This is a genomic window from Bradyrhizobium sp. CIAT3101, from assembly GCF_029714945.1.
In the GTDB taxonomy this organism is placed as follows: domain Bacteria; phylum Pseudomonadota; class Alphaproteobacteria; order Rhizobiales; family Xanthobacteraceae; genus Bradyrhizobium.
In genome coordinates, this window is sequence record NZ_CP121634.1 from 2,095,721 (window position 1) to 2,118,846 (window position 23,126).

General features: G+C 64.2%; 26 protein-coding genes. 19 read left to right on the forward strand and 7 right to left on the reverse strand.

Annotated elements, in window-relative coordinates; all coding sequences use genetic code 11:
• Positions 1-59: 59 nt before the first annotated feature.
• From QA645_RS09760 to QA645_RS09790, 7 genes are all read left to right on the forward strand, one after another.
• Positions 60-962, forward strand: coding sequence for a PhzF family phenazine biosynthesis protein (locus tag QA645_RS09760; protein ID WP_283049848.1), 903 nt, complete (start codon positions 60-62; stop codon positions 960-962).
• Positions 963-1,002: 40 nt separating this feature from the next.
• Positions 1,003-1,755, forward strand: coding sequence for a transporter substrate-binding domain-containing protein (locus tag QA645_RS09765; RefSeq protein ID WP_283049850.1), 753 nt, complete (start codon positions 1,003-1,005; stop codon positions 1,753-1,755).
• A 19-nt stretch (positions 1,756-1,774) separates the two neighbouring features.
• Positions 1,775-2,431, forward strand: coding sequence for a glutamine ABC transporter permease GlnP (gene glnP / locus QA645_RS09770; protein WP_254133731.1), 657 nt, complete (start codon positions 1,775-1,777; stop codon positions 2,429-2,431).
• On the forward strand, positions 2,428-3,156 hold the full coding sequence (gene glnQ / locus QA645_RS09775) for a glutamine ABC transporter ATP-binding protein GlnQ (RefSeq protein ID WP_283049852.1): 729 nt from the start codon (positions 2,428-2,430) through the stop codon (positions 3,154-3,156). Before glnP ends, glnQ begins: the two co-directional genes overlap by 4 nt.
• A gap of 24 nt (positions 3,157-3,180) precedes the next feature.
• Complete coding sequence (locus QA645_RS09780; RefSeq protein WP_349253177.1) at positions 3,181-4,419, forward strand: serine hydrolase; 1,239 nt, start codon at positions 3,181-3,183, stop codon at positions 4,417-4,419.
• A 92-nt stretch (positions 4,420-4,511) separates the two neighbouring features.
• Entirely contained in the window at positions 4,512-5,075 is a 564-nt protein-coding gene (locus QA645_RS09785; protein WP_283049854.1) for a hypothetical protein, read from the forward strand.
• 194 nt (positions 5,076-5,269) lie between these two features.
• Complete coding sequence (locus tag QA645_RS09790; RefSeq protein ID WP_283049856.1) at positions 5,270-7,591, forward strand: molybdopterin guanine dinucleotide-containing S/N-oxide reductase; 2,322 nt, start codon at positions 5,270-5,272, stop codon at positions 7,589-7,591.
• Between the two features lie 9 nt (positions 7,592-7,600).
• Here the strand turns inward: QA645_RS09790 and QA645_RS09795 are convergent, their stop codons facing one another.
• Both QA645_RS09795 and QA645_RS09800 read right to left on the reverse strand, forming a co-directional pair.
• Complete coding sequence (locus QA645_RS09795) at positions 7,601-7,792, reverse strand: hypothetical protein (protein WP_283049858.1); 192 nt, start codon at positions 7,790-7,792, stop codon at positions 7,601-7,603.
• A gap of 15 nt (positions 7,793-7,807) precedes the next feature.
• On the reverse strand, positions 7,808-8,245 hold the full coding sequence (locus QA645_RS09800) for a hypothetical protein (RefSeq protein ID WP_283049860.1): 438 nt from the start codon (positions 8,243-8,245) through the stop codon (positions 7,808-7,810).
• A 274-nt stretch (positions 8,246-8,519) separates the two neighbouring features.
• Here QA645_RS09800 and QA645_RS09805 point away from each other — a divergent pair, with 274 nt between their 5' ends.
• A complete protein-coding gene (locus tag QA645_RS09805) occupies positions 8,520-8,714 on the forward strand; it encodes a hypothetical protein (RefSeq protein WP_283049861.1) in 195 nt (64 codons plus the stop codon).
• Positions 8,715-8,766: 52 nt separating this feature from the next.
• Here the strand turns inward: QA645_RS09805 and QA645_RS09810 are convergent, their stop codons facing one another.
• Genes QA645_RS09810 through QA645_RS09820 form a run of 3 tightly spaced genes read right to left on the reverse strand, consistent with a single transcriptional unit; the run spans position 8,767 to position 11,435 of the window.
• Positions 8,767-9,642, reverse strand: a complete 876-nt coding sequence (locus QA645_RS09810) for a polysaccharide deacetylase family protein (protein ID WP_283049863.1) — start codon at positions 9,640-9,642, stop codon at positions 8,767-8,769.
• A 31-nt stretch (positions 9,643-9,673) separates the two neighbouring features.
• Positions 9,674-10,759, reverse strand: coding sequence for an LLM class flavin-dependent oxidoreductase (locus QA645_RS09815; protein ID WP_283049865.1), 1,086 nt, complete (start codon positions 10,757-10,759; stop codon positions 9,674-9,676).
• Between the two features lie 31 nt (positions 10,760-10,790).
• The gene (locus QA645_RS09820; RefSeq protein WP_283049867.1) at positions 10,791-11,435 is read right to left on the reverse strand and encodes an FCD domain-containing protein; all 645 of its coding nucleotides are present in this window, start codon (positions 11,433-11,435) and stop codon (positions 10,791-10,793) included.
• Between the two features lie 187 nt (positions 11,436-11,622).
• Here QA645_RS09820 and QA645_RS09825 point away from each other — a divergent pair, with 187 nt between their 5' ends.
• From QA645_RS09825 to QA645_RS09870, 10 genes are all read left to right on the forward strand, one after another.
• Positions 11,623-12,786, forward strand: coding sequence for an alcohol dehydrogenase catalytic domain-containing protein (locus QA645_RS09825; protein ID WP_283049869.1), 1,164 nt, complete (start codon positions 11,623-11,625; stop codon positions 12,784-12,786).
• A gap of 46 nt (positions 12,787-12,832) precedes the next feature.
• A complete protein-coding gene (locus QA645_RS09830; protein ID WP_254195154.1) occupies positions 12,833-13,276 on the forward strand; it encodes a hypothetical protein in 444 nt (147 codons plus the stop codon).
• 31 nt (positions 13,277-13,307) lie between these two features.
• Positions 13,308-14,291 carry a quinone oxidoreductase gene (locus QA645_RS09835; protein ID WP_283049872.1) on the forward strand — a complete coding sequence of 328 codons (984 nt, stop codon included), beginning with the start codon at positions 13,308-13,310 and terminating at the stop codon, positions 14,289-14,291.
• A 103-nt stretch (positions 14,292-14,394) separates the two neighbouring features.
• Entirely contained in the window at positions 14,395-15,273 is an 879-nt protein-coding gene (locus QA645_RS09840; protein ID WP_283049875.1) for a branched-chain amino acid ABC transporter permease, read from the forward strand.
• The gene (locus QA645_RS09845; protein ID WP_283049877.1) at positions 15,273-16,271 is read left to right on the forward strand and encodes a branched-chain amino acid ABC transporter permease; all 999 of its coding nucleotides are present in this window, start codon (positions 15,273-15,275) and stop codon (positions 16,269-16,271) included. The genes QA645_RS09840 and QA645_RS09845 overlap by 1 nt, the downstream gene beginning before the upstream one ends.
• Complete coding sequence (locus tag QA645_RS09850) at positions 16,268-17,032, forward strand: ABC transporter ATP-binding protein (RefSeq protein ID WP_283049879.1); 765 nt, start codon at positions 16,268-16,270, stop codon at positions 17,030-17,032. The genes QA645_RS09845 and QA645_RS09850 overlap by 4 nt, the downstream gene beginning before the upstream one ends.
• Positions 17,022-17,753 carry an ABC transporter ATP-binding protein gene (locus QA645_RS09855; RefSeq protein WP_254133719.1) on the forward strand — a complete coding sequence of 244 codons (732 nt, stop codon included), beginning with the start codon at positions 17,022-17,024 and terminating at the stop codon, positions 17,751-17,753. Before QA645_RS09850 ends, QA645_RS09855 begins: the two co-directional genes overlap by 11 nt.
• Positions 17,754-17,787: 34 nt before the next feature.
• Positions 17,788-19,062, forward strand: a complete 1,275-nt coding sequence (locus QA645_RS09860; RefSeq protein WP_254195149.1) for an amino acid ABC transporter substrate-binding protein — start codon at positions 17,788-17,790, stop codon at positions 19,060-19,062.
• A gap of 32 nt (positions 19,063-19,094) precedes the next feature.
• Entirely contained in the window at positions 19,095-20,015 is a 921-nt protein-coding gene (locus tag QA645_RS09865; RefSeq protein WP_283049881.1) for an NAD(P)-dependent oxidoreductase, read from the forward strand.
• Positions 20,016-20,026: 11 nt separating this feature from the next.
• Positions 20,027-20,314 (forward strand): DUF1330 domain-containing protein, encoded by a 288-nt coding sequence (locus QA645_RS09870; protein WP_254133716.1) that lies wholly within the window; start codon positions 20,027-20,029, stop codon positions 20,312-20,314.
• Between the two features lie 206 nt (positions 20,315-20,520).
• Here QA645_RS09870 and QA645_RS09875 read toward each other — a convergent pair whose 3' ends face one another.
• The gene (locus QA645_RS09875; RefSeq protein WP_283049885.1) at positions 20,521-21,096 is read right to left on the reverse strand and encodes a TetR family transcriptional regulator; all 576 of its coding nucleotides are present in this window, start codon (positions 21,094-21,096) and stop codon (positions 20,521-20,523) included.
• A gap of 146 nt (positions 21,097-21,242) precedes the next feature.
• On the opposite strand from QA645_RS09875, the gene QA645_RS09880 reads away from it, so the two are divergent.
• Positions 21,243-22,682, forward strand: a complete 1,440-nt coding sequence (locus QA645_RS09880; protein WP_254133714.1) for an MATE family efflux transporter — start codon at positions 21,243-21,245, stop codon at positions 22,680-22,682.
• Here the strand turns inward: QA645_RS09880 and QA645_RS09885 are convergent, their stop codons facing one another.
• The gene (locus QA645_RS09885; protein ID WP_283049887.1) at positions 22,683-23,069 is read right to left on the reverse strand and encodes a hypothetical protein; all 387 of its coding nucleotides are present in this window, start codon (positions 23,067-23,069) and stop codon (positions 22,683-22,685) included.
• Positions 23,070-23,126: the final 57 nt, after the last annotated feature.

Genomic DNA, 23,126 nt, shown 5'->3' on the forward strand with positions numbered 1-23,126 from the left:
TTTGACCGGCGTGAATTCTGCGTGACGGCTCGCAAGAGCCTAGCGCCCCGGGATGGGTGATGAACAGTTCAAGACATCAGGTGCGATTCGTCCGCGTGTTCGCCGCGGGTCCCGACGGCGGCAATCCGGCGCCGATCGTCGTCGACGCAGCCGGAATGTCGGATGCGCAGATGCAGGACGTGGCGAGCTCCTACGGCCATGAAAGCGGATTCGTCCTGCCGGCGCCTTTGGCGTCGGATTGCGATTTCGAATTTCGCTTCTGGGTCCCCAACCACGAAATGTCGATGTGCGGACATGCGACGGTGGGCGCCGTCTGGCTGCTCGCGCAGCTCGGCCGAGTGTCGGGCGATCACTTGAAGATCTCGACCAAGAGTGGCCGCGTCGAAGCGCGGATCCGGCGGGCGGCAGGACAGGACGTCTGCGTGGAGGTCTCGCAGCCCGCAGGCCATGTCGAGCCGCTGTCCGATACCGATCAGGTGAGAGCCGACATTGTCGAGGTCCTCGGCATCGGCTCCGACGACATCGCGCCGCTGCCGATCCAGAATGCGCGGACCAGCCGCGTGAAGACTCTCATTCCGCTGCGATCGGTATCGGTGCTCGACGGTTTGAACCCGAACTTCGACAGGATCGAGCGGCTGTGTTCCCGCATCGCCTCCACCGGACTCTATCCCTACGCGATCTCCGATCGGGAGCGGCAGGTCGTCGACGCGCGTCAGTTTCCGCGCTCGTCGGGGTATCCGGAAGATGCGGCGACCGGCATCGCGGCATCCGCCTTGTCGTTCGGCCTGCTGTCCAACGGTTTGGTCGAAGCCTCCGAGCGCGCGATCACGGTTCGCCAGGGTCGCGCGATGAAGCGTCCGTCTGAAATCCAGGTCCGCTTCAATCTCGATGATGGGCGCATCGACGGCTGCTGGCTCTCCGGCGTCGTACAGCCGACCGAATGCGAGAAAATTTCGACCTGACGAGCCGAACCCAGAACCCACCCGCGCCATGGAGATGAAGGTGAAACGTCGCGATTTTATCAAGCTTGGCTTGATTGCCGCCCCCGCAATCTCGATGTCCTGGCCGGCCAGAGCCGAAGATGCCGAGCTTATCGTCGGCTCCAATGTCGGCAGCCCGCCCTTTGCCTTCAAGGATGGCGACGGCTATTCAGGCTTCGACATCGAAGTCTGGGCCGAGGTAGCGAAGGGGCTGAACCGCAAATGGCATGTGCAGCCGATGCAGTTCGGCGCGTTGATCCCCGCGTTGCAGACGAAGAACATCGACGCGATCGTCTCCCAGCTGTTCATCAAGCCGGAGCGTCAGAAGGTGATCGACTTCTCGGAGCCCTACTATCAGAGCGGCTTGGTTGCCATCACCGGAGCCGGCAACAACGCGATCAAGACGCCCGACGATCTCACGGGCAAGGCGATCGGCACCGAAACGGGAACGGTCGCCGTCGACTTCATCCGCGAGCACATCAAGGGCGCGAGCATCGAGCAGATGCCGACCATCAACAATGCCTTGCTGGCGCTCGAGGCGGGGCGGACGGATGCCGTCGTCTACGACGCGCCGGCCCTGATGTACTACGCCAACAATGCCGGAAAGGGCAAAGTCAGGGTGCTCCAGCCGAAGCTGGAAGGTCGCGACGTCGGCATTGGCTTCCAGAAGGGCAGCCCTCTGGTTGTGACGGCGAATGCGACGCTCGCTGCCATGAAGGCCGACGGACGCCTGAAGGCGCTGCGCGAAAAATGGTTCGGGCCGGAAGCGACCTAAGGCGACGGATCCCCTTGCCATGTCGTTCGATTGGACCGCGATCACGGCCGCCTTGCCCGAATTGCTGGAGGGCCTCGAGCTCACCATCCTGATCGCGATCGCAGGTCTGATCGGCGGTACGATCGTCGGCGTCGTGACTGCGGTTGGTCTCAATTATGGGAACTGGCTGGTCACCGCGCCGGCACAGGCCTACGTCGCCTTCATTCGCGGCACGCCCATCGTCGTCCAGGTGATGTTCGTCTATTTTGCCCTGCCGATCATGCTGGGCATCCGCTTGAGCTCGACCAGCGCGGCGATCATCACGCTGATCGTGAATTCGGGGGCCTACACTGCCGAGATCGTGCGGGGCGCGCTGGACAGCGTCCCTGCCGGGCTTCGCGAGGCTGGCCTTGCCATGGGCCTGAGCTTCCGCAAGGTCCTGGCTTACGTGATCGCGCCGATCGCGTTTCGCCGTGCACTGCCCGCGATGGGCAATCAGGTCGTGGCCGTGGTCAAGGACACCTCGATCTTCCTCGTCATCGGCGTCGGCGAGCTGACCCGGCGAGGTCAGGAGATCATGTCGGAGAATTTTCGAGCGGTGGAGATCTGGACCGCAGTGGCGCTGATCTATCTCGTCGTGATCAGTCTGCTCGCCTACAGCCTTCGCTTCATCGAACGGAGATCGCGCCTGCCATGAGCATGATCGAATTCAGGCAGGCGACCAAGCGATTTGGAGCGCACATCGTTCTGCACCCGCTCAATCTCGATATCGAGAGCGGCGAGGTCGCCGTGATCATCGGACCGTCGGGCTCCGGGAAATCGACCATGCTCCGTTGCATCAACGTTCTGGAGACGATCAGCGGCGGTGATCTCCGCGTCGATGATATCAGCGTGCTCGGCGCGTCGCGCGACATCAGGCGCATCCGGCTCGAGGCCGGCATGGTGTTCCAGCAGTTCAACCTGTTTCCAAATCTGACCGCGATCCAGAACGTCATGTTCGGGCCGATCCGGGCACGCGGCCGCACCAAGGCCGAGGCGCGCGAGATCGCTGCGGCCCTGCTACAGAAGGTCGGGCTTGCCGAGCGCATGAACCATTATCCCTCGCAGCTTTCCGGCGGTCAGCAGCAGCGCGTCGCGATCGCGCGTGCGCTCGCTGTCGGGCCGAAGGTGATGCTGTTCGACGAGCCGACGTCGGCGCTCGACCCGGAATTGCGGCAGGAGGTGCTCAAGGTCATGCAGACCCTGGCGACCGAGGGCATGACCATGGTTGTCGTGACCCACGAGATGAGTTTCGCCAAGAGGGTTGGCTCGCGGTTGTTGTTTCTGGATGGAGGGCACCTCGTTCACGACGGCAATCCCGCCGCGTTGCTGTCGGCGCCCCCGAGCGAGCGATTTCGCGACTTCCTCCAGCATATTGACTGATCCTCGACGGAGCTTCCACAGATCATGTCGTCATCTGCCTTCGAGACCAGCTATGGTTTCCCCCGTAGCGATGTCCGACTGTCCAACTGGCGTCAGGCGCCCTGGAACGTCTGGTCGTTCCGCCATGTCTGCGAGCTGATTCCGACCGCGCGCATCTCGGCGACGCCGGGTCTCGTCGAGGAGTCGCCCGTTGATGCCGAGGGCCTGCTCGGCGAGGAGCTCTCGGTCGGAGGCGAAAGAACGACTGTTGCAGATATTCTCCGGAGAACGTCGACCGACGCGCTCGTCGTGATGAAGTCCGGTCGCATCGTTGCTGATATCCACGCGCCGAACTTCACGCTGCAATCGCGTCACATTCTCTTCTCCGCAAGCAAGTCGGTGACTTCGATCGTCGCAGGCGTCCTGCACGGCGACGGGCTGCTCGATCTTGACCAGCAGGTGCCGCACTATGTGCCGGAGCTGAAATCATCCGCCTATGCGGATGCGCGCATCCGCGACGTTCTCGACATGCGGGTCAGCCTCGATTTCGAAGAGACATATCAGGACCCGCGCGGCGATTTCGCGCGCTATCGCCGCGCCGGCTTGCTGGAGCCCGTCGCGCCCGGACAAGCTGCGGAAACGCTCATTGAATTCCTGTCCTCGTTGAAGAAGGGGCCGGGGGATCACAATGGCTCCTTCCACTATGCATCCCCGAATTCCGACGTTCTGGGCCTGGTCGTCGAACGCGCATCCGGCGAGCGTTTTGCGGATCTCGTCACGACGCGTCTTTGGCAACCGCTCGGAGCAAGGCAGGATGCCTATGTCACGGTCGATGCGGCCGGCTCGGCCCGGTCCGGTGGCGGCATCTGCATGAGTCCGCGCGATCTTGCGCGTGTCGGCGAGATGATGCGACTGGGCGGCGTCGCCAATGGGCGAAACATCGTCTCGCCGGAATGGGTGCGCGACACGGCGACAGGCACCCCTGCCGGAACGTGGAGCGCAGGCAAGCTCGCCGAATGGCTGCCGGGCGGATGCTATCGAAACAAATGGTACCAGAGGCGCACTGATGGCGACGCGTTCTTTGCTCTCGGCATTCACGGCCAATGGCTCTACGTCGATCCAGGCGCCGAGATGGTCGTCGCAAAATTCTCGTCGCAGCCGGTCGCCGTTTGCAACGACACCAAACGGCTCAACCTTGCGCTCTTCGACGCGCTCGCGAGAATGGCGTGGGTGGGCAGCTTCTGCCGGGACGGTTTTGCCGGCGTGACGAAGCTGCCGGCATGAACTCGCGATAAGTGCTTGATGGCAAAGATGCTCTTGTCTGGCACGCCCATTGCACGCGGAACGTGCGTTCGCAATGACAGTGGAGTTCGCGTATGAGCGTCGGCAGCATGAGCAGCATCAGTGGTGGAAGCGCGACGAGTTCGTCGTCGTCCACCAGCCCTTCGAAATCGACTGTCGGTTCGCAGGGAGACGGCTCGACCTTCGCCTCGCTGATGCACGACGGCACGCCTTACGACGAGGTCAAGGTGAACCTGCCGAACGGAATGTCGGTCGGTATCGTCCATTTCGGCGGCGGCGGCTTCGACAGCAGTGCGCTCAAATCCATCGAGGATTTCGTCCAGCATTTCGCAAGTCAGCAGTTTTCGGGGGATTCGTCCTCCACGTCGAGCCAAACGCAGAATGACAACACTCCCGACACCGTCGGAATCGACAAGATTCATGTCGATCTCCCGAACGGGTTCTCGTTCGAGGTCATTCATTCTTCCGGCAATCAGGCATCGGACAGTGCCGCCGTGATGAAGGAGCTCACCGAGGCGGCCGAAGAGCTCACCGAGTCCTTCGCGCAATATTCGCCGGCATCACAGGCCACGTCCGCCTATGCCGCGCAGCAGGCAGCGTCATCCGATCGGACGAGCCAGGTCGACGCCCAGGGCTGAGCAAGGCGCGGCCTGGGATGACCGCTTGAAGGGGAAACGCGCCGCAGGCCGCCGTGCGATCCGCGGGATGCGGCCATGCGCGCGGTTCCAGGCATCGGTAATCCGTTGCCCCCCGCGCGCTGGCCTCATTATATTGGTGCGATGATTGCGACCGGGGCCGCCTGCACGGCGTGTCCCGCGATGAGGGCCACGCGATGGACGATACGATTGGTTTCCCCGACCCCGGTCTCGACCTGTCGGACGGCTTCAAGCCGCACACCTCGCATTGGGGCGTGTTTTCCGCACGCAACGGCGCAGCCGGGCTGGAGGTGAGGGCCTATGCGGGCGATCCCGATCCGAACGGCATCATCGACAATTTCCCCGGCGCCTTGCGCCACCAGGCGCGTATCGCCCAGCCCGCGATTCGTCGCGGCTGGCTCGAGCGCGGGCCCGGGCCGGATGACCGGCGCGGCCGCGACGAATTCGTCTCCGTCAGCTGGGAGAAGGCGCTGGATCTGCTCGGCGACGAGCTGATGCGCATCCGCGACACGCGCGGCCCAGGCGCCGTGTTCGGCGGTTCTTACGGCTGGTCGAGCGCAGGCCGCCTGCATCACGCGCAGAGCCAGGTGCACCGCTTCCTCAACATCGCGATGGGCGGCTACGTCCGCTCGGTGAATTCCTATTCCTCGGGCGCGTCCTCGGTGCTGCTGCCGCAGATCATGGCGGGCTACGAGGACATCACCAAGCGCAACGTCACCTGGGAGCAGATCGCGACCGAAACCGAGATCGTGCTTGCGTTCGGCGGCATGGCGCTGAAGAACTCGATGGTGGCCGGCGGCTCGATCAGCAAGCATGTCGAGCGTGGTGCGATGGAAGCCGCACGCAAGCGCGGCTGCGAGTTCATCCTGATGAGTCCGCTGCGTGAGGATCTGCCCGTCGAGGCGGGCGCCGAATGGATGACCTGCATCCCGGGCACCGACACCGCGTTGATGCTCGGCATGGTCCACACGCTGGTCAGCGAAGGTCTGCACGACCAGGCCTTCCTCGATCGCTACACCGAGGGATGGCCGGTGTTCTTGCGCTATCTCACGGGTGAGAGCGATGGGCAGGCGAAGGACGCGGCATGGGCCGCCGCGATCTGCGGCGTCGACGCGAACACCATCCGCACGCTGGCGCGACGGCTTGCCGGCAAGCGCGCGCTCATCACCATCTCGCATTCGCTGCAGCGGGCCGAGCATGGCGAGCAGCCGGTGTGGATGGGCATGGTGCTGGCGGCCGCTCTCGGCCAGATCGGTCTTCCCGGCGGCGGATACGCCTATTCGCTCGGCGCGATCGGATACTACGGCCGCCGCGTCAACGACGTGCCGGGGCCGACGCTGGGGCAGGGCCGCAACGGCGTCCGTGATTTCATTCCGGTGGCGCGCATCGCCGATATGCTGCTCAATCCCGGCAGCACCTATCGCTACAATGGCGAGACGCGTACCTATCCGGATATCCGCCTGGTCTATTGGGCCGGCGGCAATCCGTTCCATCATCACCAGGACATCAACCGCCTGCGCAAGGCGTTTGCGAAAGTCGACACGCTCGTCGTGCACGAGCTCGCCTGGACCGCGACGGCCCGCCACGCCGACATCGTGCTGCCGTCGACCATGACGCTTGAGCGCGAGGATATCGGCTATTCCACCAACGATCCCCTGATGGTCGCGATGCATCGCATCGCCGAGCCGTTTGGCCTCGCGCGCGACGACTACGATATCTTTGCCGACATCGCCGATCGCCTCGGTGCCCGCGAGCCTTTCACCGAGGGGCGCACGTCGCGAGAGTGGCTGGAGCATCTCTACGAGCCGACCCGCGCCTCGCTCGCCAAGCGCGGGTTAGAGGCCCCAAGCTTCGAGGAATTCTGGCAGCGCGGCAGCCTGGTCGTGCCGCAGCAGCCGGACGATGGCGGCCGGCTGCGTTCCTTCCGCGATGACCCCGTCGCGCATCCCCTGCCGACGCCGAGCGGACGCATCGAGATCTACTCCGCGAAGATCGCCGGCCATGGCGATGCGGATTGTCCGGGACATCCGGTCTGGCTTGAGAAGAGCGACATGCCGAAGCCGGGTGCGCCTTGCTTCCTCGTCGCCAACCAGCCGGTGACACGGCTGCACAGCCAGCTCGATTTCGGCGGGCATTCGCTGGCCGCAAAGCATCGCGGCCGCGAGGTCGCGCGCATGAATCCGCGCGACGCTGACGCACGCGGCATCAAGGATGGCGACATCATCCGCCTCTTCAACGAACGCGGCGCCTGCCTGGCCGCGGTGAACGTCACCGACGGCATCGCGCCTGGTGTCGTGCAGCTCCCGACCGGCGCCTGGTACGACCCGATGGATCCGGAAGACGCGGCGCCGCTCTGCGTCCACGGCAATCCGAACGTGCTGACCCGCGACATCGGTACTTCGTCCTTCGCACAAGGCTGCACCGGCCAGCTCACGACCGTGGAGGTCGAGAAGTTCACCGGCAATCTGCCGCCGATCCGGGCGTTTGATCCGGTGTAAGAGCGCTTGCTACGCACGTCCGGTGCGCGGCCGCAGCCAGGCCATGACCACGGTCTGCGGCGTCAGCCGGCTGCGGGGCAGCGCATGCCGTGCGATTGCGCCCTTTGCAAAGGCGGTGGCCTGCTCGCCGGTGCGTCGCTGAGCTGGCGGAAGGGCCATCCACTCGCGAATAACGGCGCGTCGTGTCCTGGATCTCAACATCTGCTGGTCTCCCGCTTACGCGGCCTTCTGGAGGGGATAGGCCTGCGAGCGTCGCGCCAACAGCATGCTGCCACACGGATGCTCGGCGCCCTGCAGGACGACAAAGCCGTGTCTGCTCACGGCGGCGCGGAGGCTGTCTTTCGCGGCTCGCTTCTGTGCATCGACCCAGATCGCGAGCACGGCACGCGGGCTGAGGAAATTGTCGAGCCAGTCCATCGTCGTATCAAGCGCATTCAGCGTGCGCCGTCGCCAATCGACCAGCGCGACCTCATACTGGCCGGCCGGAACGCCGCAATTACCTGCCCCAGCCGCTTGCAGATACCCACGGCGGTGCAGCGCCATCATCAGCTCCATACTTTTTGCGCCGATCACGATGATGCGCTGGCGCGCCGTGCAGCCCGTGATCGCCATCATCGGATCGAGGATCCTGTCATCGACAAGAGGGGTAGACATGAGTTCACCGGTATGTTCGTTGCTGCCGGGCCGGAGAGGCCCGCAAGGCGTCACGCGAATGTGCGTGACGGCGCCCATATGGTGCCGGGTGCAGTATGATTTCGAGATTGCCTCGGCTCTCGCCGCATATGAGCGGCATAGGATTCGATCTCGCAGCCAGGAAGAAACTTATGCCGCACCTAAAACTGAAGGGTGCGATCCCCATCGAATTCAAATGCCGTCAGCGTCATCTTTCGGACGAACGCTGGCTTTGACACATGACTTGGAGATCAAAATGTCCGCTTACCGTGCATTGATCGTCGGACGACACGACCGGGCGATCGGCGTGATCCAATTGGATTGCAGTGATGATGACGCCGCTATCATTCGTGCCCGAAAGCTCGTCGACGGACATGATATTGAGCTTTGGCAGATGGATCGGCCGGTCGCCCGCTTCGATGCGCGATCCGGCGAGATGCGCCGGAAATAGGCCGTGAGCGCGCAAAGGAGGTGCCTGCTGCTGGCAGGCGCGGTCGACTGCGTCAGACCCGCGCCATCTCTGCCCGATACCAGTCGCCGATCTCGCTCGCCGTCATCGACGCGACGCCGTCGTGGCCGATGACGTAGTCGAGCAGCTGTTCGAGATATTTGATCCGGTGCGGCACGCCCGTGATGTAGGGATGGATCGAGATCGCCATCACCCGCGCAGTGTCGGCGCCCTCGAGATACAGGCGGTCGAACTGATCCATGCCGCGCTTCAAAAACTGGTCGGATGGCAGGTGCTGGAGTGCGTGCACGACGATGTCGTTGGTCTCGACCGTGTAGGGGATCGTCGTGATGGTGCCGTGCGGCGTCGCGATGTCCTGCGGCAGATCATCGATCACCCAGTCGGCGACATATTCGATGCCGTTGAGGCGTAAGAGGTCGAGCGTCTCCTCGGTCTCGGTCAGGCCCGGGCTCTCCCATGAGCGCGGCGCGCGCCCGGTGAAGTTTGCGATGGTCTCGACCGAGCGCTTGATCGCGTCTGCCTGGTCGGGAAGGCGGTGCATCGGACCCTGCATGAAGCCGTGCCCCATGAACTCGAAGCCGGCCTCGCGCGCGGCCGAGGCGACGCGCGGATAGGCGTTGCAGACATCGGCGTTCGCGGCCAGCGTCACCTTCATGTTGCGATCCGTCAGCGCCTTGAACTGGCGCCAGAAGCCGGCGCGCATGCCGTATTCGTGCCAGGACCAGTTCGGCACGTCGGGCAACAGCGGCTGGCCCATCGGCGGGCTCAGCACGACGCGCGGCATCGCGTTCTCGATTCGCCATTCCTCGACATTGAGAATCACCCACACCGCGAGGCGCTTGCCGTTCGGCAGCTTCAGCTTCGGTCGGTCGATCAGGGCTTGATACGGAATGCGATCACTGAGGGCCATGGCGAGCCTCCTGTCGTGCCGAGAGGTTAAACTACTTCGTGCCGGCGGTGATGCGCGGCATCACCTGCTCGGCCATCAGGATCATCGAGCGGCGTCCGAGCTCGCGGTCGCGCCAATCCTTGCCGGCATAGAGCAGGGTGCCGAACTCGCCGACCTCTTCCTGAAGCGCCAGGATCTGGTCGGCGACGCTGTCGGGTGTGCCGTAGATGATCAGCTTGTCGCAGACGGATTCGAGCGTGACCTCGTCATCCGGCTGGTCGCGCCGCGTCTTGAACAGCTCGATGCGCCCGTTGCGCTTCAGCTTGGTGAAGAGCGAGCGGTAGTAATAGACGTAAGGGCTGTCGGGATCGGTGGCATAGGCCTTGGCGGTCGCCATGTCGTTCGCAACGAACACGCTCTTGGCCACGCGCCAATTGCCGGAATCGACCGGGCGGCCGACGCGCTCGCAGCCTTCGACATATTTCGGCCAATGGCTCTTCACCCACATCGGCATGAGGAAGTTGGCCGAGATCGGATCCCAGCCGCGCGCGGCGGCCTCGGTGACGCCTTTGGAGAACGGCGCGACGGCGGTGACGACGATCGGCGGATGCGGCCGCTGCAGGGGCTGCGCGATAAAGCCCTGGCCGATGTCGGCCATCAGCGTCTTCTCGGTCGTGATGTTCCAGAACTGTCCCTTGATATTGTAGGGCGGCTCGCTCGCCCAGATTTGCAGAACCTGATTGATCGCCTCGAGGAACATGGCGTTGCGATCGCGTTCGAGCGTGCCGAACAGCTCGGCATCCGAGAGCAGGCCGCCCGGGCTGATGCCGAAGATCAGCCGCCCGTCGAGCATGTGGTCCAGCATCGCGATGGTGGCGGCGACGGTGGCCGGATGGACGTTCGGCATGTTGACGGTGCCGGTGCCGAGCTTGATCTGCTTTGTCGCAGCCGCAATCCAGGCCAGAAAGGCGATGCATGAGGTGATATTCTCGGCCTGGTCGGTGACGTGCTCGCCGACATAGGCCTCGCTGAAGCCGAGCTCGTCGGCCAGCAGAAACGCCTCGCGATCCTCAGCCAAGGACTGTCGCCAGTCCTTCTCCAGTGGATGGATCGGCATCGTGAAGAAGCCCAGTTTCATGGCCGGCACCTTTATTGTTTTTGTGTGGAACTCAGGCCTGCGTTCCCATCAGCTTGTCGACGGTGGTTCGCAGATGCCGGCGCATCGCCTCCATCGCGCGCGTGCGATCACGCTGCTCGATCGCATCGATCAGCGCGTCGTGCTCGGCAAAGGAGGAGTAGTCTTCCGGCGGTCGCTCCGGCCTGGTATCGAGCCATCGCCACACCACCGCGCGCCGGACGTCGTCGACGGTTCGGTGGATCGCCGACAGCAGCGGATTTCCGGTGGCTTCCGCGATCAGGCGGTGCAGGCGCCCATCCAGCGTCTCGTAGTCCTTCCAGGTTTTGGCCTCGCGCATCTGCTGCGCCAGCACGCGCATGCCTTCGATCTGCTTGAAGGTGGCGTTGACCGCGGCGAGGCTGGCGATCTCCGGCTCCAGCACGAGCCTTGCCTCCATCGCGTTGCGCGGACTGGTGCTGTCGCGCAGCGCGACGAGATTGGCGCTGCCGTTGTCCGCGGGCGCGCGGATGAATGTGCCGCGGCCGACCTCGCGCGAGAGGCGGCCGTCCAGTTCCAGGCGCGCGAGCGCCTTGCGGATCTCGTTGCGCGAAACCCCAAACTGCGCCGCGAGTTGTCGCTCCGGAGGAAGGCGCGTGCCGGGACCGCCCTCAGTCAATCGAGCCAACAAATCGAACACCGGTCCAATCCTCTCCCGCAACCAATATCAACCAATCTCTATTTCACGCGCATTGTGTTCACAAATGCAAGACCAAAACGATAGTGATGAAAGTTAGGCATTGACAGCAGCAGATTTGAAAGCGAGGCTTCAACCAATCAAAAAGCCAATTGTAAAATTGGTTGACCAATGGGCGAGGATCGTTGCGATGGTCGAGTCTGCCAGCGTTCGCACGTCAACCGACATGCCGATTCCCGACACGATGAAGGCCTGGGTGCTGGGCGACCCCGGCCAGCTGCGCATCACCGAAAAGCCGGTGCCGATGCCGAAGCGCGCGGAGGTGCTCGTGCGCATCGATGCGGTTGCGATCTGCGCGACGGACCTGGAGATCATCGAGCATGGCACGCCGGCGCTGATCCAGGGCGGTCCACCCTTCAACAAGAATTTTACGCCCGGCCATGAGTACATGGGGACAGTCGCGGCGCTCGGCCCCGGCGTCGACGAATACAAAATCGGCGAGCGCGTCACGGTCGAGATCCATGCCGGCTGCGGCCAGTGCAAGCGCTGCCGGCAGGGCATGTACACCTCCTGCCACAACTACGGCCTGAACTATGGAGATGTCGACAAGGGCCATCGTGCCAACGGCTTCACCACCGACGGCGGCTTCGCCGAATATGCCGTCAACCACATCAACACGCTGTCGCGCGTGCCCGACGACATGAGTGACGAGGAGGCGACGCTGGTCGTCACCGCCGGCACCTCGATGTACGGCCTCACCGAGCTCGGCGGCCTCGTCGCCGGCGAGAGCGTGGTCGTCACCGGGCCGGGGCCGATCGGACTCCTTGCCGTCGCGGTTGCCAAAGCGCTCGGCGCTGATCCGGTCATCCTGTCGGGCACTCGCGATGCGCGGCTTGCGATCGGCACCAAGCTCGGCGCCGATCGCGTCGTCAACGTCCGCAACGAGGATCTCGTCACCGTCGTCAAGGAGATGACCGGCCGCGGCGCCGATTATGTCGTCGAATGCGCCGGCACCGACACGGCGATCAACGAGGCCGCCAAAATGGTCAATCGTGGCGGCAAGATCTGCCTCGCCGCATTTCCGCACGAGCCGGTGCTCGCCGACATCGGCGCACTCGTGAAGAACAATATCTACATCTACGGCATCCGCGGCGAGGGCAAGAGCGCCACGCACCGCGCCATGGCGCTGATGGCGGCGAAACGCTTCGATGCCACGCTGATCCACACCCATACATTCCCGCTCGCGGACCTGCCGATGGCGCTGCATTACGCGCGCAATCGTATCGAGGACGCCATCAAGGTCGTGGTCAAGACCCGCGGCGCGGTCAGCCAGACCAGGAAAGAGGTGGCGTGACGCCGCCGCCCCGCGACAATCGCTAGCATCTGGAAGGAAATGGCTCATGTCGGACTCAAATCCCCGCGCTCATTGGCCACTCGAGGTGCAGCGTGAATATGAGGAAGGGCGCAACAGCGGCTGCGTCGGCAGCGTGCTGGTGTCGGAGACCGATCGCGTGCGCGTCTGGCACCTGTCGATCGCGCCGGGCAAGCGCTGCGGCTTCCATCGCCACGTGCTGACCTATTTCTGGACGGCACACAATCCGGGCAAGGCACGCGGCTATTTCGAGGATGGCCGCATCGTCGATGTCGAGCACTACAAGGGCGAAACGAAACATCTCGGCTTCGGCGCCGGCGAATACATGGTGCATGCCGTCGAGAACATCGGCACCACGGACCTGCTGTTCACAACGGTGGAATTCCTCGACAGCGCCAACAAGCCGCTGACGGTGCCGGACAGTGTGCGGCTCGCGGTCCCGAAGGGCGCTGACATCAAGATGGCATCATAAGCAGGCAGGATCGGCACACGGGAATTTGGGTATGGGTACGAAAGCCAAGGCAATCCGCATGGCCGCGCAAGGCGGCCCCGATGTCCTGAAGCTGGAGACGGTCGAGTTGGCCGCGCCCGGCAAGGGTGAGGTGCTGATGCGGCAGACCGCGATCGGCCTCAATTTCATCGACGTCTATTTCCGCGACGGCTCCTACGCGCTGGATCTGCCCGCCGGCCTCGGCGCCGAAGCCGCGGGCGTGGTCGAGGCCGTCGGCGAAGGCGTGACCGACTTCAAGGTCGGTGACCGCGTTGCCTATGGCGGCTCGGCACCGGGCGCCTATGCGAGCCACCGGCTGATGCCGGCCGCACGCCTCGTTCCCATTCCGCAAGCCGTGAGCGACGAGGCCGCGGCGGCCGTGCTGATGAAGGGCATGACGGCGGAGTACCTTTTGAACCGCTGCGTTGCGGTCAAGCCGGGGCAGCAGGTGCTGTTCTACGCGGCGTCCGGCGGCGTCGGCCTGATCGCCGGCCAATGGGGCAAGCATCTCGGCGCCCGCATGATCGGCGTGACCAGCGGCGGGGAGAAGGCGGAGCTCGCGCTCGCGCATGGCTACGATGCCGTGATCGACCGCAAGAGCGAGCGGATCCCCGAGCGGGTGAAGGCGCTGACCGGCGGCAAGGGTGTTGCGATTGCCTATGATTCTGTCGGCAAGGACAGTTTCGAGGCGACGCTCGCCTCGCTCGCCCCGCGCGGCTTCTTCGTCACCTTCGGGGCGACCACCGGCGCACCGCCGCCGCTCGAGGCGGCATTGCTCCAGAAGAACGGATCTCTCTATTATACGCGGCCGACGCTTGCGACTTACATCGCCGCGCGCGAGGATCTCGTCGCGTCGGCAGCGGCCGTGTTCGACCTGGTGGGCAAGGGCGTCATCAAGCCGATGATCGGGCATCGCTATGCGCTGGCCGAGGCGGCCGCGGCCCATCGTGATCTCGAGGCTGGATCGACCCAGGGGTCGTCGCTGCTGATGCCCTGACTTTATCGACGGAGGCGGCAAGCTCCCGCCTCCGAGAGACCCCGCAGAACAACCAGAACAATAATTTCGGTTGGGTACGTCAACAGGAGGAGGCCGGCAGCGGATGGGACAATACGCAGGGTTGTTGCTCGATTCCATCGTGTCCGGCGTTCTCGTCGGCGGCTTCTACGCCGCCATGGCGGTCGGCATCTCGATCGCGTTCGGCATGCTCGGCATCAGCAATATCGCTCATCCGGCGCTCATTCTGCTCGGCTCGTTCATCGCCTATGTCTTGAACTCCCAGTTCGGCTGGGATCCGATCCTGGTTGGCGTGCTCGCGACCGTTCCGTTCTACTTTCTCGGGACGCTGCTCTACACGGCTTACGAATTCGCCTTCGAGCGGCGCGGCACGCAGCTGATCCGTGGCCTCGCATTCTTCTTCGGCCTGCTCTTCATCACCGAGGTCGGCCTTCAGCTGATCTTCGGTGTCGATTATCGCCTGGTCGAGGCGGCCTATATCGGGCCGTCCTACAATATCGGGCCGGTCTCGCTGCCGGTCCGGATGCTGATTCCGTTCCTGGCCTCCGTATTGCTGCTGATCGGTCTGCAGATCTTCTTCGCGCGCACCTTCACCGGGCGCGCCATCATGGCGGTCGCGCAGGACAAGTTTGCGCTGCAGCTGATGGGCGCCGCGCCTGTTCGCATCAAGCGCATCGCGTTCGGTCTCTCCACGGCAACCGCCGCGATGGCCGGCGCCTTCCTCATCATTCTTCAGCCGGTCGAGCCGTCGATGGGGCGCGACTATATCGGCCGGATTTTTGCGATCTGCGTTCTCGGGGGCATCGGCTCGCTGCCGGGCACGTTCATCGCGGCGGTGATCGTCGGCGTCGCGGAGAGCATCACCGCGACCTTCTATGGTCCGTCATGGTCGCCCGCGATCGCGTTCGGCTTCCTGCTGATTGCGCTGGTGGTCAGGCCCGCCGGCCTGTTCGGGAGAGCCTGATGTCGAACGGGCGCTTTATCCTGCTCGCCTGCCTGGTCGGCGTCGCGCTGGTCGTCGCCAGCCTGTTCGTGACCAACGAGTACTATGTGTTCGCGGCGTACTTCGTTCTTCAATACGTCGTGCTGGCGACGGCCTGGAATATCCTGGGCGGCTATGTCGGCTATGTCAATTTCGGCACGACGGCGTTCCTCGCCATCGGGCTCTACAGCGCGGCTGCTTTGAACAAGTGGCTCGACCTGCCGATCCCGGTGCTCATTCCGATTGCTGGCGTGCTCTGCGGCGCCGTTGGCCTCGCCATGGGGTATCTGACGATCCGGCTGCGCGGCGTCTACTTCACCATCGCAACGCTCGCGCTCTCCGTCGTCGTCCAGACCTTCATCACCAATTGGGACTATGTCGGCGGCTCGCGCGGCATCTACATCATGCGGCCGACCGATGTTCCGGTGTTTGGCAGTTATGTCGCCTATCTCTTCTTCCTGATGACGGTGCTGGCCGTCGCTGCCGTCGTCATTGCGCGCGTCATCGAGCGCTCGACCTTCGGCTTCGGCCTTGCTGCCATTCGCGATGATGAGACGGCGGCTGCCGCATCCGGCGTTCCGGTGCTGCGGCTCAAACTGGTCGCCGCCGCCATCAGCGGCGCCTTGATGGGCATGGCCGGCGCGCCGCTGCCGTTCTATCTGACCTATGTCGAGCCGACCTCCTCGTTTAGCCTCGCCTATACCGTCAACAGCGTCGCGATGCCGCTGGTCGGAGGTACCACGAGCTGGCTCGGGCCGGTGATCGGCGCGGTCCTGCTCGGCACCATGCAACAGGCCATGACGGTGCTGATCTCGTCGTCGGTCAATTTGCTCGTCGTCGGCGTGCTGCTCGTGATCTTCGTGATCGCCGCGCCCAACGGGATCCTGGGACTGATCCGCTCGCTCGGCGGCAAGAAGGTCGATCCCGAGACCAACCCGCTCGCCGCGATGCTCATGACAGAGAAGCGGAGCAGCCAATGACGATCGAGGCGAGCGCTGCGACAACCAACGAGCTGATCCTCGACGCCCGCGGCGTCACCAAGCGGTTCGGTGGTTTCGTCGCGCTGAACAATGTCGACCTCGCGGTCCGGCCCGGCGAGCGGCTCGGCCTGATTGGCCCGAACGGCTCCGGCAAGAGCACGCTGACCAACTGCCTGTGCGGCGCCCTGAAGACGGATGGTGGCTCGATATCGTTCGCGGGCAGGGTGATCGACAATCTCTCGTCCTATCAGCGCGCACGGCTCGGGCTCGGCCGCAGCTTCCAGCTGCCGCGGCCGTTTCACAGCCTGTCGCTGCTCGACAATCTCCGCATCCCGCTGGTCTATGCGGTGAATGCGCGAGGCGGCACGAATCTGACGGAACAGCAGATCCGCGCGCGCAGCACCGAACTGCTCGGCGAGTTCGGCCTCGGCGGCAAGCTGCATCGGTTGCCCGGCGATCTGACCCAGGTCGAGATGCGCAAGCTCGAGCTCGCGCGCGCCATGGCCACGGACCCGACACTGCTGGTGTCGGACGAGGCGCTCGCGGGCCTGTCGCATTCAGAAGTCAATGAGATCCTGGCGCTGCTGCTCGCGCTCAACAAGCGCGGCGTCGCCGTGATCTTCATCGAGCACATCATGCGTGCGGTGATGGCGTTCTCGGAGCGTTTGGTGGTGCTGGTGGCCGGTGAGAAGATCGCGGACGGCGCACCAAAGGACGTCATCGCCGACGAGCGGGTGATAGGGGCGTATCTTGGCCAGTAGCCTTCGCATCGACAGCATCAATGCCGGCTACGGCTCTGTCCGCGTCCTCCACAACGTGTCCATGAACGTCGCGCCGCGTGAGACGGTGACCCTGCTCGGCACCAACGGCAACGGCAAGAGCACGCTGATCAAGACCATCATGGGCGTGGTGCGGCCGAGCTCGGGACGTATCGTCGCGACCATCGACGGCAAGGACCATGATCTCATCGGCAAGGAGACCGAGGAGATCATCGACCTCGGCGTCGCGCTGGTGCCAGAGGGCCGTCGGCTGTTTCCGCGCCTCACGGTCGAGGAGAATCTTCTGCTGGGTGCCTATCGTCCGACAGCGCGGGCGCGGCTGAAGGACAACATGGCCTATTGCTACGAGGCGTTCCCGCGGCTGGCCGAACGCCGCACCCAGCTCGCCGGCACCATGAGCGGCGGGGAGCAGCAGATGCTGGCGCTGGGGCGCGCGCTGATGTCGGCGCCGAGCATTTTGATCGTCGACGAGCCGTCGGTGGGCTTGGCCCCGCTGTTCGTCAGCCGCACCATCGACATGATCGCGCAGCTCAAGGAACGCTATCACCTGACCGTGCTGATGGCGGAGCAGAACTTCACGCAGGCGATGCGGATCGCCGACAAGGGCTATGTGATCGTCCACGGCGAGATCGCCTTCCGGGGCGAAAGCCCGGAAGAGATGCGGCAGAGCGATCTGATACGACAGCATTACCTCGGCATGTAGAACTCAAAACAAAAGCAGGGAGGAAGACGTGAGGATGTTTCCGCTGACTGGCTTGAGGGGCGTCGCACTGGCGCTCTCGACAATGATTGCCGCGCTCTATGCGCCGACCGATGCGGCGCGTGCGGCGGATCCGATCAAGATCGGCTTCGGCATACAGTTGACCGGGCCGCTCGCCGGCAACGGCAAGGCAGCGCTGCTCGGCGCGCAGATCTGGGCCGACGAGGTCAACAAGGCGGGCGGCCTGATCGGCCGCCAGGTCGAGCTCGTGCCCTATGATGACCAGAGCAATCCCGGTCTCGTGCCCGGCATCTATTCCAAGCTGCTCGACGTCGACAAGGTCGACCTCTTGCTGTCGAACAACACCAACCAGACCGCGCCGGCGATGCCGACGATCATCCAGCACAAGCGGCTGATCATGGGCATGTTCGCGCTCGCCATCAACGAGCAGTTCAAATATCCCGGCTATTTCCAGATCCAGCCCTATGGGCCGAACGGCAAGGACTCGCTGACCCGCGGCTTCTTCGAGAATGCGATCGCGATGAACCCGAAGCCGACCACGGTGGCGCTGGTCGGCGCGGATGCGGAGTTCTCCAAGAACGCGCTGGAAGGTGCCCGCATGCAAGCCAAGCGGCTGGGCTTGACCGTCGTCTACGACAAGGTCTATCCGCCAACGACGGTGAATTTTACACCGGTGCTGAAGGCGCTGCAGGCGACGTCGCCGGACCTGGTGTTCGTCGCATCCTATCCGTCCGATACGGTCGGCATCATCCGCACCGCGCACGAGATCAATCTCGAGCCAAAGGTGTTCGGCGGCGCCATGGTCGGCACCCAATATGCTGCGATCAAGCAGCAGCTCGGCGAGGCCCTCAATGGCGTCGTCTCCTTCGAGCAGTACATCCCCGAGCCGACCGTCAAATTCCCCGGCATCGAGGACATGCTGAAGAAGTACCAGGCCAAGGCGGCGGAGGTCGGCGTCGACGCGCTCGGCTACTACGTGCCGGCGTTCGTCTACTCGGCGCTTCAGGTTCTGGGTGAAGCCGTGACCAAGACCGGCGGTGTCGATCAGCAGAAGCTGATCAGCTACATCCATGGCAACACGTTCCAGACCGTGGTCGGCGACATCGCCTTCGGTCCCGATGGCGAGTGGGTCGAGCCGCGGATGTTCGCGGTGCAGTTCCGCAACATCAAGGGCAACGATATCCAGCAGTTCACCCAGGCCGGCAAGGAAGTGATCATCTTCCCACCGAAGTACAAGTCCGGCGACCTGGTCTATCCCTTCGCCAACGCCCAGAAGGCCGCGCAGAACTGATCAGGCCATTCAAAAAGAAGAAACGAGACGTCATGACTGAAACGATCGGCATGCTTGGTATCGGGATCATGGGCTCCGCCATGGCGGGGAATTTGATCAAGGCCGGCTTTGCCGTGGTTGGCTACGATCCCGTGCCGGCGGCACGGGATCGCCTTTCCGATATGGGCGGCAAGGCGCTGTCGTCGCCGACGGACGTGGCGGAGGCCGCCGTGATCAGCTTTGCCTCGCTGCCTGGCAGCGCCGCGCTTGCGGAGGCCGCGGTGAGCGTTGCAGGCGCGCGTGGCTCCGGACAGATTCTGATCGAGTGCTCGACCCTGCCGCTCTCCGCCAAGCGTGAGGCCTTTGCCGTGATGGAGCGCGCTGGCAAGATCCTGCTCGATTGCCCCGTCAGCGGCACCGGTGCGCAGGCCGCAACCGGTGATCTCGTGATCCTCGGCAGCGGTGATGAGCAGGCGTTCAAACGTTGCGGGCCGGCCTTCGCCGGGATGTCGCGGCGTCAGGTCTATCTCGGCCGGTTCGGCACCGGCAGCATCATGAAGTACATCGCCAATCACCTCGTCACGATCCACAATGCTGCCGCGGCGGAGGCGATGCTGCTCGGCATGAAGGCCGGGATCGACCCAGGCCTGGTCTACGATACGCTCGCTGACAGCGCAGGGACCTCACGCATGTTCCAGATGCGCGGGCCGCTGATGCGGGACGAGAATTACGACAATCCGACCGCGACCATTCGAACCCACCTGAAGGATCTCTCCATCATCTCGGGCTTTGCCGCCGAGCTCGGATGCACCCTGCCGGTCTACTCGGCGGCCGAGCAGCTCTATCATGCGGGCGAGGCGCTCGGCTTTGCTGCGCGCGATACCGCGTCGGTCTGCGCCGTGCTAGAGCATTTGAACGGTTTCGACCGTCATAGTGGCGCCGATGCGCCCACACTTTCGTCCTCCCAATCGTAAAAGGAAGAGCCATGTCTGCCTATTGGTGCGCGCGCGTTCACGTGACCGATCCCGAAACTTACGGAAAGTATGCCGCTCTCGCCGGCCCCGCGATCGAGAAGCATGGCGGCGTGTTTCTTGCGCGCGGCGGCAAGCAGGTGATCCTCGAGGGCGGCAACTACGAACGCAGCATCGTTGCGCGCTTCCCGAGCCTCGACGCCGCGGTGAACTGCTACAACTCGCCCGAATATTCGGAGGCGCTCAAATACACCATCGGCACGTCCGAGCGCCACATGGTGGCGGTCGAGGGACTCGACTAGGCGGTGAGAGATCCGGACCGTCGCCCGACAGCAGGTTCAGGCGACGGTCCAGTGCGAACTCAGCGAACTTGGGGAAGTTGTAAGGCCGCGCGGAGACGCTAACCCGGCCGCCGAGGGCACATCAAGTTTCGCTGTGTTGCAGCGGCCAGAGAATCATTTCAGCCGCCGCCAAACCGCCACAGATGGCGATCGGGGATTCGAACGCCTTAGCGGTCGTTGGCAATCGCAATCGCCGCTTCCACCGCATTCTCCAGGATCTCGTCAGACAAAGCCTTGTCGTTGACCGCGCGCGCCAACTGAAGTGCGCCGACCATGGTCGAATAGATCGTGATCGCCTTGCGCCGGCGCTCCTTCGCGGAGCCTGGCCTGATCTGCTCCGCCATCAGCACGATGATATCGGCGACCTTGCCGGTGAAGGCATCGCGCGTCGCCTTTGGATGCCGTGCGATTTCGGCGACCAGCGCCGCGGTCGGGCAGCCGCTGCCGGCGCGGTCGCGATGCCGCGTCGAGAGATAATCGCGGATCGTGGTTTCGAGCGCGACGCCGTTTTCCAGATTGGCCTTGTGCCGCTCTTCGCGCCGGGTGAGTGCATCGGTCAGCACCTCCCGCACCAGCTCCTCCTTGGAGGCAAAGTGAGAGTAGAAGGCGCCATTGGTGAGGCCCGCCTCCGACATGATGCCGGCGAGGCCGACCGCGGCTATTCCGCTCTCGCGGAACTGCGCGGAGGCCACATCGAGGATGTGCCTGCGGGTTTCGTCCTTGCGTCCCTTGTCGTAGCGCATGGGCTCTAACTCCCTCCTGCCAGCCGAGCGGGAAGTACCGGCCACAGGATCGTGAGCGATTTGCTATTGCATTATGGTCATAATAAAGCATTATGATCGTAATGCAATGGCTCGCGCACCGGCTGCAGCCGCGAAAGACTTCAGGAATGTCAGTCGAGGACGTCGCCGCACCGCCCTTGTCCGCGATCGAGCCCCCGGCGCGCAGCGCGGCCGCGCCTCGCAGCGTGCCGACCCCGGCCGATCAGCGGCGCGCCGCGCTTCTGACGGCACCGATCCTGCCGACCTTGCTCAAGCTAGCGTTGCCGACCGTGACCGTGCTGGTGGCGCAGACCGCGGTCAACATCGCGGAGGCCTATTATGTCGGCTATCTCGGCACCGATGCACTGGCCGGTGCTGCGCTGGTGTTTCCGATCTTCATGCTGATGACCATGATGTCGAATGGCGGGTTCGGATCCGGCGTCGCGTCGTCGGTGGCGCGTGCCGTCGGCGCCGGCCGCCGCGACGATGCGGATGCGGCGCTGTTCCACGCCATCGTGCTGGCGATCATCGCGGGCGCGCTGTTCACGTTGGGGGTGCGCCTCGGTGGTCCGGCGCTGTTCCGCGCGCTCGGCGGCCGCGACGGCGCACTCGACGCCGCCATCACCTATTCGAGCTATCTGTTTGCAGGCGCAATTCCGGTCTGGATCGTCAACCTTCAGGCGGCCGCGCTGCGTGGCTCGGGTAACGTCAAGGTACCGGCGCTGGTGACGCTGATTGGCGCGATCGTGACGATCCCGGTGTCGCCGCTGCTGATCTTCGGCTTCGGGCCCGTCCCAAGTCTCGGCATCGGCGGCGCCGGCATTGCCTTCGGCCTCTACTACGGCGCGGCCATGCTGTTCCTGCTGCGCTACATGTCCTCGGGGGCATCAGGCCTGCGGCTGCACATCACGCCGCTGCGCGCAAGGATCTTCGGCGACATGCTGAAGGTCGGCATCCCCACCGCGTTCAACGCCGTGCTGACCAACCTCACCGTAATCCTCGTCACCGGTGCGGTCGGCCTGTTCGGCACGTCCGCGCTCGCCGGATACGGTATCGCCTCGCGGCTCGACTACATCATGATCCCGCTGCTGTTCGGCATCAGCACGGCGACGCTGACCATGGTTGGCGTCAACATGGGCGCGGGCCAGACCGCGCGGGCGCAAAGGATCGGCTGGGTCAGTGGCGCTGCGGGCCTGATCATGACCGGCTCGATCGGCCTGCTGGTCGCGATCTTTCCGACGGCCTGGCTGCATCTTTTCAGCCACGATGCGGACGTGGTGAGCGAGGGCATGACTTATTTGCGCATCGTGGCGCCGGCCTATGCCGCGCTGGGCTTCGGCTTCGTCACGTCGTTCGCCGCGCAAGGCACCGGCCGGGCGATGGGTCCTCTGCTGTCCGCGGTCGCGCGCATCCTGATCGCGGCCGGGGGCGGCTGGACCGCGGTGGCGTATTTCGGCGCGGGAATGACCGGGCTTGCTGCCATGGTGACGGTATCGCTCGCCGCCTATGCCGTCATCTGCGTTCTGATCATGCTGTCGCCATCGACCTGGCGCGCCGCGCCACACTGATTACCGAATGCTGGTTACGCCGACCGCCATCACCGACATCAGCAGCACGTTGGTGAGGAGCTGCAGCGCAGTTTTCGGTTGCCCCAGCCAGCACGATACCTTCTCGGCGAAGCTGAGATGGGCGTTGAGGAACACCGGCTCACTTGTGTGCTTGAAGAAGCGCGGGAACTTTGGCCCGAGCCAAGGCGTCAACAGGCCGTGGATGGTGGAGGCGATCACGACGAAGATCGCCGCGCCATAGCGCTCGCCGACGATCTCCGAGGCGCCCATCAGCTTCACCGTCAGCGCCACGCCGGCATAGGTCGGAAGGCCCTGGCAGACTGCGTAGAGCCAAAAACCTTCGAACCGATTCAGCGCGGCGAATTTCGGGACGGCGAGGGCGCTCATGGCGGATCTCCTTGGCTATCGTGCCGCCATTCTCGCGTTCTCGGCGCGGGCTTGCCG

Bases quoted from the DNA above. Each gene is read 5' to 3' on its own strand.
- QA645_RS09880 (WP_254133714.1), top strand. From the start codon at position 21,243: ATGTCAGTCGAGGACGTCGCCGCACCGCCCTTGTCCGCGATCGAGCCC.
- QA645_RS09785 (WP_283049854.1), top strand. From the start codon at position 4,512: ATGAGCGTCGGCAGCATGAGCAGCATCAGTGGTGGAAGCGCGACGAGT.
- glnQ (WP_283049852.1), top strand. From the start codon at position 2,428: ATGAGCATGATCGAATTCAGGCAGGCGACCAAGCGATTTGGAGCGCAC.
- QA645_RS09835 (WP_283049872.1), top strand. From the start codon at position 13,308: ATGGGTACGAAAGCCAAGGCAATCCGCATGGCCGCGCAAGGCGGCCCC.
- QA645_RS09860 (WP_254195149.1), top strand. From the start codon at position 17,788: ATGTTTCCGCTGACTGGCTTGAGGGGCGTCGCACTGGCGCTCTCGACA.
- QA645_RS09850 (WP_283049879.1), top strand. From the start codon at position 16,268: ATGACGATCGAGGCGAGCGCTGCGACAACCAACGAGCTGATCCTCGAC.
- QA645_RS09790 (WP_283049856.1), top strand. From the start codon at position 5,270: ATGGACGATACGATTGGTTTCCCCGACCCCGGTCTCGACCTGTCGGAC.
- QA645_RS09875 (WP_283049885.1), bottom strand. From the start codon at position 21,096: ATGCGCTACGACAAGGGACGCAAGGACGAAACCCGCAGGCACATCCTC.
- QA645_RS09865 (WP_283049881.1), top strand. From the start codon at position 19,095: ATGACTGAAACGATCGGCATGCTTGGTATCGGGATCATGGGCTCCGCC.
- QA645_RS09760 (WP_283049848.1), top strand. From the start codon at position 60: ATGAACAGTTCAAGACATCAGGTGCGATTCGTCCGCGTGTTCGCCGCG.
- QA645_RS09830 (WP_254195154.1), top strand. From the start codon at position 12,833: ATGTCGGACTCAAATCCCCGCGCTCATTGGCCACTCGAGGTGCAGCGT.
- QA645_RS09885 (WP_283049887.1), bottom strand. From the start codon at position 23,069: ATGAGCGCCCTCGCCGTCCCGAAATTCGCCGCGCTGAATCGGTTCGAA.
- QA645_RS09845 (WP_283049877.1), top strand. From the start codon at position 15,273: ATGTCGAACGGGCGCTTTATCCTGCTCGCCTGCCTGGTCGGCGTCGCG.
- QA645_RS09870 (WP_254133716.1), top strand. From the start codon at position 20,027: ATGTCTGCCTATTGGTGCGCGCGCGTTCACGTGACCGATCCCGAAACT.
- QA645_RS09780 (WP_349253177.1), top strand. From the start codon at position 3,181: ATGTCGTCATCTGCCTTCGAGACCAGCTATGGTTTCCCCCGTAGCGAT.
- QA645_RS09825 (WP_283049869.1), top strand. From the start codon at position 11,623: ATGGTCGAGTCTGCCAGCGTTCGCACGTCAACCGACATGCCGATTCCC.
- QA645_RS09805 (WP_283049861.1), top strand. From the start codon at position 8,520: ATGTCCGCTTACCGTGCATTGATCGTCGGACGACACGACCGGGCGATC.
- QA645_RS09815 (WP_283049865.1), bottom strand. From the start codon at position 10,759: ATGAAACTGGGCTTCTTCACGATGCCGATCCATCCACTGGAGAAGGAC.
- QA645_RS09840 (WP_283049875.1), top strand. From the start codon at position 14,395: ATGGGACAATACGCAGGGTTGTTGCTCGATTCCATCGTGTCCGGCGTT.
- QA645_RS09810 (WP_283049863.1), bottom strand. From the start codon at position 9,642: ATGGCCCTCAGTGATCGCATTCCGTATCAAGCCCTGATCGACCGACCG.
- glnP (WP_254133731.1), top strand. From the start codon at position 1,775: ATGTCGTTCGATTGGACCGCGATCACGGCCGCCTTGCCCGAATTGCTG.
- QA645_RS09795 (WP_283049858.1), bottom strand. From the start codon at position 7,792: ATGTTGAGATCCAGGACACGACGCGCCGTTATTCGCGAGTGGATGGCC.
- QA645_RS09800 (WP_283049860.1), bottom strand. From the start codon at position 8,245: ATGTCTACCCCTCTTGTCGATGACAGGATCCTCGATCCGATGATGGCG.